The 8,437-nt window shown below is 48.9% G+C and carries 6 protein-coding genes; all 6 read left to right on the top strand.

The window, feature by feature from the left end:
* Positions 1-482 precede the first annotated feature (482 nt).
* Complete coding sequence (locus CHB92_RS20850) at positions 483-950, top strand: hypothetical protein (RefSeq protein ID WP_089321176.1); 468 nt, start codon at positions 483-485, stop codon at positions 948-950.
* A 627-nt stretch (positions 951-1,577) separates the two neighbouring features.
* Positions 1,578-2,288, top strand: a complete 711-nt coding sequence (locus CHB92_RS20845) for an NUDIX hydrolase (RefSeq protein WP_089321175.1) — start codon at positions 1,578-1,580, stop codon at positions 2,286-2,288.
* Between the two features lie 96 nt (positions 2,289-2,384).
* On the top strand, positions 2,385-4,115 hold the full coding sequence (locus tag CHB92_RS20840; RefSeq protein ID WP_089321182.1) for a ribulokinase: 1,731 nt from the start codon (positions 2,385-2,387) through the stop codon (positions 4,113-4,115).
* 3 nt (positions 4,116-4,118) lie between these two features.
* On the top strand, positions 4,119-4,820 hold the full coding sequence (locus CHB92_RS20835; RefSeq protein WP_089321174.1) for an L-ribulose-5-phosphate 4-epimerase: 702 nt from the start codon (positions 4,119-4,121) through the stop codon (positions 4,818-4,820).
* Positions 4,821-4,958: 138 nt separating this feature from the next.
* Positions 4,959-6,833 carry a sodium/sugar symporter gene (locus CHB92_RS20830; RefSeq protein ID WP_089321173.1) on the top strand — a complete coding sequence of 625 codons (1,875 nt, stop codon included), beginning with the start codon at positions 4,959-4,961 and terminating at the stop codon, positions 6,831-6,833.
* An 85-nt stretch (positions 6,834-6,918) separates the two neighbouring features.
* Positions 6,919-8,421: an L-arabinose isomerase gene (araA, locus tag CHB92_RS20825; protein ID WP_089321172.1), complete on the top strand. Its 1,503-nt coding sequence runs from the start codon at positions 6,919-6,921 to the stop codon at positions 8,419-8,421.
* Positions 8,422-8,437 lie beyond the last annotated feature (16 nt).

The raw sequence follows: 8,437 nt of genomic DNA, 5'->3' as shown, positions 1-8,437 counted from the left end.
TACCTTTTTACTTTCGGTCATCGCTTCATAAGCATCTGGTTACAGAATAAACCTCCTGCTCCTCATCGGCCTTGGCGTATTTAGGGGCTGGCACTACAAATATATGTAATCCTGAATATTCTTGTTTGCTTTATGCTACGCTAAAACAAATTTAAACTGTTGCCATACAGGTTCTAATCTCAGGGTCCGGGCTCAATCGGTTAACAGCCCTTTCGGCGAGTCATTGCCACAGAAGCATATAAGCGGACAGCCGCTACAAAACGCTCTAGCGGGGCGAATAAAGGCTGAGGATGGTCTTGTTTTGCCTGGTTCCGTTCCTTGGCTATAACCAAATCAACCACTTTTGTTTGCGGGTTGATTTTCATCGTCATCAGGTAAACAATATTCATCAAGAATGTCAACTCAAGCTTGATTTTAACGTGAAATATAGAGGAGCAAGTCATACTGTCCCATGGTAACACGCTAAATTCATGAGAGAACACATGGAGTGGTACGAGTGGTTTATACAGAACAAGAACTCAGCTGCTTTTCTTTTGTCAGCCGCTGTTACCCTTACTGTTGTTTGTGTTCGATTCCTCTACGTAAACCTCTACTTGAATCTTTATTTAAAGCTGAAAGCTGAGAAAGAAAGACTGGAAGTACGGCTCGATGAAGCTGCCCTTGCTCCCCTACTCGATATCAACCCTGCATTCTACAGGCAAGCCAAGCATTGGTTCCGGGAGGATTTACTTCTCTTACAAAAAGACTTAACTAAACTCGTCAGGCCTCTTCATAATAGACAGATGAACAGAAAGCTCCAAAAACTGATAAGGGACCTGGAGGAGATTTCCACTATTTGCGGACACAGGGACATAGAGCCCAGAATGAATAAGTGGACGAAGAGATTCTATGCCCTGCAACAGGAGATCGTGATCTGCCTGGTAGATTTGAGAGTACTCCAAGCCCAATAGTAATACAAAGCAGGAGCCGTTTCTGAAGCAAATGGCATGAAAACTAACTTGCTATCAAGCCGATGGGAACAAACAAAGTTACTGATCATCATAAGCATCATGGACGTCATTTAACCTAATGAAAGATGAGTTAAGTACATCTTTTCAACCATAAAATTTGTTGTATTTCTCCTTCTCCAGGCACTTGGCTGAAAGCCCTTGCTGTCGTACAAAAACAGATGCAGGAAGTTTTCCTCCCGGACAGCGGTTGGGACCACTAAGCCCCGCCCCGTAGGCTTTCAATTGTGCCACTGTTCAACTGAACATTCGTGCGGTTCCAACGGAGGGTTCTTTCTCTTTATGCCTGCCTATACTGTAATTTAATTCGTCTGACACTCGCAACTCGCTTTAGTTATAAGTCCAAGTCTATGGAAGCCATGACAAAGACAAACCCACCGAACTACGTACTGTAGAAGGGTACTAGAAACCAGGTTAATCACTCTTGTAGAGAAGCCTGTGTGGCTAGAGTCTGTCAAAAGCAAATCTATATCCTTCAAGTAATAGGCGGCTGACAAAACAGCTTAATTTGTGAATATTCAATAAATTTGACAACAAACGACAACTTTCATTATAAAAAGCTAAATCTATATGTTGAAATACTCTGGACAAACCCGAGTACTTGTAGCCGTTGACTGTATCATATTTGGCTTTGACGGCGAGAGTTACAAGCTCCTGCTTATACAAAGGGGCTTTGCCCCTGAGAAGAAGAAGTGGAGCTTGATGGGGGGCTTTGTACAGCCCGAAGAGAGCGTAGACGAAGCCGCTAACCGTATTCTAAAGGAGCTAACGGGTCTAGAGAATGTTTATATGGAGCAACTCCATACATTTGGCGCTCTGGCACGAGACCCCGTTGAAAGAACGATAGCCGTGGCTTACTTCGCCTTGATCGATATTCAGAAGTACGAAAAGCAACTCAGCAAAGAATACCATGCCGAATGGTTCCCCTTTAAGGACATGCCTGATCTTATATTTGACCATGGACAAATGGTGGAGATGGCGAAGAACAGGCTACGCTATAAAGCATCCCTTCATCCAATATTGTTCGAGCTGCTACCAGAGAAGTTCACCCTGCCGCAACTGCAGGCGCTTTACGAAGGCCTTTACGACACAACATTTGATAAGCGTAATTTCAACAGGAAGCTTCTCTCTACAGGCCTGTTTTTAAAGCAGCAGGACAAAGACAAGGATAGCTCTAAGAAGGGAGCATTCTTTTACAAGCTTGACCAAAGCAAGTATTTAACCAACTTTGAGGCCTTTCTTAAATTCATACCAAATCCCGAAAAGTTTCTAATTACTTGATTTTTTTTGTGCCCATCGGCGTGAAATTTCAAGAGTTTATTTTTTAGTTTTCCAATTAAGTGTTAGTTTGACACAAAACTAACTATAGATTTGCTCGTGGAAGAAGTATCGTATGTGATTGGAGTGGATTACGGAACAGACTCTGTCCGCTCTGTGCTAGTGAATGCACACAATGGTGAGGAAGTAAGCTCTTCTGTCTATTACTATCCCAGATGGCAGAGAGGGCAATACTGCAACGCCAGCGAAAATCAGTTCAGACAGCATCCATTAGATTATATAGAGGGGCTAGAGCATACTGTCAAGGCTTGCATAAGCCAGGCAGGAGGCGCAGTTGCTGCCGCAGTAAAGGGCATCTCTGTAGATACGACTGGCTCTACACCTGTAGCGGTTAACAGAGCGGGGACACCATTAGCCCTACTCCCCGATTTCAGGGAAAACCCTAATGCCATGTTCTTCCTGTGGAAGGATCACACCTCTGTTAAAGAAGCGGCGGAAATAAACGAGCATGCGACCAGGTTCGATATCAACTACCTTAAGTACGTCGGGGGCATTTACTCCTCAGAATGGTTTTGGGCGAAGCTACTGCACGTCCTCCGTACAGACGAACAGGTGCGGGAAAGCTGTTACTCCTGGGTAGAGCATTGTGATTGGATCACTTTCTTACTAACAGGCGGCAACGACGTGAAGCAGATGAAGCGCAGCGTTACTGCTGCCGGGCATAAAGCCCTGTGGGCGGAGGAGTTCGGCGGACTTCCTCCAGAGCAGTTCTTCGCCTCTCTGGATCCCTTGCTTGCGGGTTTTAGAGACAAGCTTTTTACGGATGCTCATACTTCTGACAAACCTGCAGGCCAACTAAGCCAGGAATGGGCGGATCGGTTAGGCCTCTCTACCGACGTAGTAGTGGGTATAGGAGCGTTTGATGCACACATGGGCGCTGTTGGTGGGCAGATAGAACCTTACTACCTGAGCAAGGTAATGGGAACCTCCACCTGCGATATGCTGGTGGCCCCAGTTGAGGAAGTGGAGGACACCTTAGTGAGTGGCATTTGCGGCCAGGTACCAGGCTCGGTTATCCCTGGCATGATGGGCCTGGAGGCTGGCCAGTCTGCCTTTGGCGACACGTACGCCTGGTTCAAAGACCTGCTGTTGTGGCCTGTTAAGAACCTTCTTTCCCAGTCTCAGGCAATCGCCCCTGAAGTAGCCGACACGCTCTTAAAAGAGCTTTCAGACAAGGTTGTCCCGGAGCTGTCTAAACAGGCAGAACAACTGCCGCTTACAGAAGAAGGAGAGTTTGCCATAGACTGGTTCAACGGGCGCCGCACTCCTGATGCCAATCAGGAGCTGAAAGGGGCTATCCTGGGCTTAGGCCTTGGCAGTGACGCTCCCCGAATATTCAGAGCTCTGGCGGAAGCTACGTGCTTTGGTGCTAAAAGCATCGTGGACCGCTTTAATGAGCAGGGAGTTCCTGTGAAGGGTTTGATAGGAATGGGCGGGGTGGCACGTAAGTCCCCGTTCATCATGCAGATGATGGCAGACGTCATGGGAATGCCAATTAAAATACACCGCTCAGAGCAGACCTGTGCCATCGGGGCGGCTATGTTCGCCGCCACGGCCGCCGGTCTATACCCTCGTGTTGAGGATGCGATGCACGCCATGGGGCAGGGCTTTGACGCGGAGTACTTTCCGGATATGGCACGTAACCAGATCTATGCGAAGCGGTACAGCCAGTACCATGCCCACGGTGCGCTGATTGAACAGGAGACGACTTCTGAGAAGCCTTTACCAACAGATGTTCAGGAACAGGTAGTAAGACAAAACCCATCATAGATCATGAGTAAGTACAGACACATACAAGAGGAAGCGTACGAAGCCAACATGCAGCTGCCAAAGCTGGGGCTCGTGCTTTTCACGTTCGGTAACGTAAGTGCCGCAGACAGAGACCTAGGTGTATTCGCGATCAAACCAAGCGGTGTACCTTATGAGGAGCTTTCGCCTGAGAGTATGGTAATCGTAGACTTTGAAGGCAACACAGTAGAGGGAAGCTTAAGGCCTTCCTCAGACACTAAAACACACGCCGTACTTTATAAACACTGGGAAAAGATCGGTGGTATCGTGCACACCCATTCTACTTATGCCACCTCCTGGGCACAGGCACAGCGAGACATTCCTATCTACGGAACCACGCACGCAGATCATAACACAGTGGACATTCCCTGCGCTCCGCCGATGAGCGATGAGATGATCAAGGGCAACTATGAGTACCAAACGGGGTTCCAGATAATGAATTACCTGCAGGAGAAAGGAATGAGTTACGAAGAAGTAGAGATGGTGCTGGTAGGTAACCACGCACCCTTTACGTGGGGGAAAACAGCTAAGAAGGCTGTGTACAACAGCGCTGTACTGGAGGAGGTAGCCCGTATGGCTTACCTTACGGAGCAAATACGAATCGAAGCGCCGCGCTTAAAGGACTCCCTGGTCAAAAAGCACTACGAGCGAAAGCACGGCCCGGATTCTTACTACGGCCAACAGTAGGTTGTGCTTCTTGTGGCACAACCGAAACCAAGCTTACCTAGTAGCAAGGCGGCAGGTTCGCTACTTCAGATTTTTATTATAATAGTATCTAAATATTTTATCATAGCTTACAAAGAACTTAACTAAAGCTATCCTTAAATGAACGCTGGATTCTCTACACTAGACTACGTCATCTTCGTCCTGTACGCCATCGTGATCCTTTTCCTGGGACTTTGGGTGTCCAGGGAAAAAGAGGGCAAAGAAAAGAACACCCAAGAATACTTCCTCGCAGACAAGTCCCTTACATGGTGGGCTGTCGGGGCCTCCCTTATCGCCGCTAACATTTCTGCGGAGCACTTCATCGGCACCTCCGGCTCCGGTTTTGCCATTGGCCTGGCCATATCCGCTTATGAATGGATAGCCGCCGTTGCGCTTATCATCGTGGCAAAGTACTTCCTGCCTGTCTTCATCCACAGGAATATTTATACGATGCCGCAGTTCCTGAATGGCCGCTTTAACCGCGGCGTGAGTACAGCCTTTGCTGTCTTCTGGCTGCTGGTGTATGTATTCGTAAACCTAACGTCAGTAAGTTACCTTGGCGCGTTGGCAATGGAACAGATCATGGGGATTCCACTTGTATACGGCATTATCGGCGTACTACTTTTCTCCGGCATTTACTCTATCTACGGTGGACTTGAGGCCGTAGCCTGGACAGACGTGGTGCAGGTGGTGGTGCTTATTGGCGGTGGACTTCTAACTACTTTCCTGGCCCTGGATGCTGTTGGGGCCGGTGAGGGTGTTTTTGCCGGCTTGGGTAACCTTTATGAAAGCGCCCGTGAGCATTTCACCCTTGTAGTCCCGGAAGGGCACATCATGGTGCCTGATGGAGACGGAGGTGTAAGAGACGCATTCAAAGACTTACCAGGAGTGGCCGTGATCGTGGGCGCCATGTGGGCCACTAACCTAGGATACTGGGGCTTTAACCAGTACATCATACAGAAAGGTCTGGCGGCCAAGAGCATCAATGAGGCCAAGCGAGGCCTGTTGTTTGCAGGTTACTTAAAGATCCTAATGCCTTTTATTGTGGTTATTCCAGGTATCGCAGCCTATGTCCTGATTAACGAGTTTACTCCCGAGCAATTGGCTGCGGCCCTCGGTAAACCTGTCGAGGCTGTGGGTAGCATCAGCAAGTCGGACGAGGCTTACCCTTGGTTGCTGAAGAACTTCATCCCATCAGGTGTACGAGGCTTGGCATTCGCAGCGTTGGCCGCGGCAATCGTCTCTTCTCTGGCCTCTATGGTAAACAGTACCTCCACCATTTTCACAATGGATATTTACCGCCATTACTTTAAGCCAGAGGCAACGGACCGGCAACTAGTGAAGGCCGGTAGGGTTGTAGCAATTATCGCCTTGCTTATTGCCATGGTCGTGGCCCCTCAACTGAGTTCCCTGGACCAGGTGTTCCAGTACATTCAGGAGTATACTGGTTACATTTACCCAGGTGTGCTGGTGGTGTTTGCCATGGGATTGTTCTGGACGCAGATAACCCCCAATGCAGCGCTTTGGACGGCCATTGCGACCATTCCGGCTGGAATCGCCTTTAAATTAATAAGCCCTGATATGCCATTCCTGATGCGCATGGGGTACGTGTTCATTATTCTTTGCGTGATAGCCTCTGTTATTAGCTTCATGGAGAAAGGCCATAAAATACACCGCAAGCTCCCTGAGCCCGGAAGGCAGCGTAAGCTTTTAGCTTATTCTTACCTTTTCCTGGCACTCGGCGTAATTACGCTAGTTGCAACTGTGGTTCTCAGCGGAGAGTACAATTATATGGGAGTGGAATCAGCGTACTTCCTGGCCGTTCTCTTTATCATGCTAGGCATAATTCTCTATACGAATGCCAAAATGAAACTAGTGGACAAAAAGGCGATTGTGTCTGACCCAGTGCTTTTTAATACTGGAACTCCGTTTAACATTGGCGCAGCAGGAATTATTCTTATTGTGGGCCTGCTTTACTATTTCTTCTGGTATTAAAACACTTTCCTGAAAAAAGGTGTCGCATACGCATGCGGCACCTTTTTTTAAAGCTCCTAACAATCATAAAACATTACTACATCATATGATAGACCTTAAACAATTCGAGATCTGGTTTGTGACTGGTAGCCAGCATTTATATGGAGAAGAGACCTTGCAGCAGGTGGCGGAGCACTCACAGCAAATAGCCTCTGGTCTGGATCAAGCTGGTCAGGTTCCTGTAAAGGTTGTTTTCAAACCAGTTGTGAAGACAACGGAGGAAATTTACCGTATCTGCCAGGACGCCAACGTGGCAGAGAACTGCGTAGGTGTTGTGGCCTGGATGCACACCTTCTCTCCTGCCAAAATGTGGATAGGAGGTCTAAAGATCCTCAAGAAGCCGCTCCTGCACCTGCACACACAGTATAACCGCGATATTCCATGGAGCTCCATTGACATGGACTTTATGAACCTGAACCAGAGCGCGCACGGCGACCGTGAATTCGGCTTTATGGTGTCGAGGATGCGTATCAACCGCAAAGTAGTAGTAGGCCACTGGGAAGAAGAGTCGGTGCGAGAGCAGATCGGTTCCTGGAGCCGCGTGGCTTGCGGATGGCACGACTGGCAGGGAGCTAAGTTCGCACGCATTGGTGATAACATGCGTTATGTGGCCGTAACGGAGGGTGATAAGGTGGAGGCTGAGATGAAATTCGGTTTCTCCGTAAATACCTATGGCGTAGGCGACCTGGTGCAGATTATCAACCAGATCAGCGACAGAGAAGTGGATGCGCTGACACAGGAGTATGAAGAACGCTATTCCGTGATGGAATCTCTCCGTAAAGGCGGCGAGCATTACAAGAACCTGCGCGATGCTGCCAAGATTGAGATCGGTCTGCGCACGTTCCTGGAGGACGGTAACTTCAAAGGCTTCTCTGATACCTTTGAAGACCTGCATGGCATGATGCAGCTGCCAGGTATAGCCGCACAGCGCCTGATGGGCCAGGGCTACGGCTTTGCCGGCGAAGGCGACTGGAAAACAGCAGCCCTTGTGAGAGCCATGAAAGTGATGGGTAGCGGCCTGAAGGGAGGCAACGCCTTTATGGAGGACTATACATACCACTTCGACCCAAGCAACCAACTGGTGTTAGGTTCGCACATGCTCGAAATTGATGAATCGATCGCCAACGGAAGACCTTCCTGCGAAGTACACCCGCTGGGCATCGGAGGAAAAGCTGACCCGGTGCGCCTGGTGTTTAACGTGGCAGGTGGCCCGGCCCTGAATGTCTCTATCGTGGATATGGGAAACCGGTTCCGCTTGCTTGTGAATGAAGTAGAGGCCGTAGAGCCGCAGCATGACCTGCCAAACCTGCCGGTAGCCCGCGTGCTTTGGAAACCATACCCGGACATGAAAATAGGTTGCGCGGCTTGGATATTGGCTGGTGGGGCCCACCACACCTGCTACAGCCAAAACCTGAGCACAGAGCAACTTCAAGACTTTGCTGACATAGCCGGCATAGAGTGTGTGACGATTGACAAGGAAACACGTCTTCGCCAGTTGCAAAATGAATTGCGCTGGAGCGAAGTGTATTACCAGATCAACAAGGGCTAGTTTTCATCAAGCCCAT

Origin of the sequence: Pontibacter ummariensis, assembly GCF_900188175.1 — a bacterium.
GTDB classification, from domain to species: Bacteria; Bacteroidota; Bacteroidia; order Cytophagales; family Hymenobacteraceae; genus Pontibacter; species Pontibacter ummariensis.
This window is presented reverse-complemented; position numbering and strand designations above follow the sequence as displayed.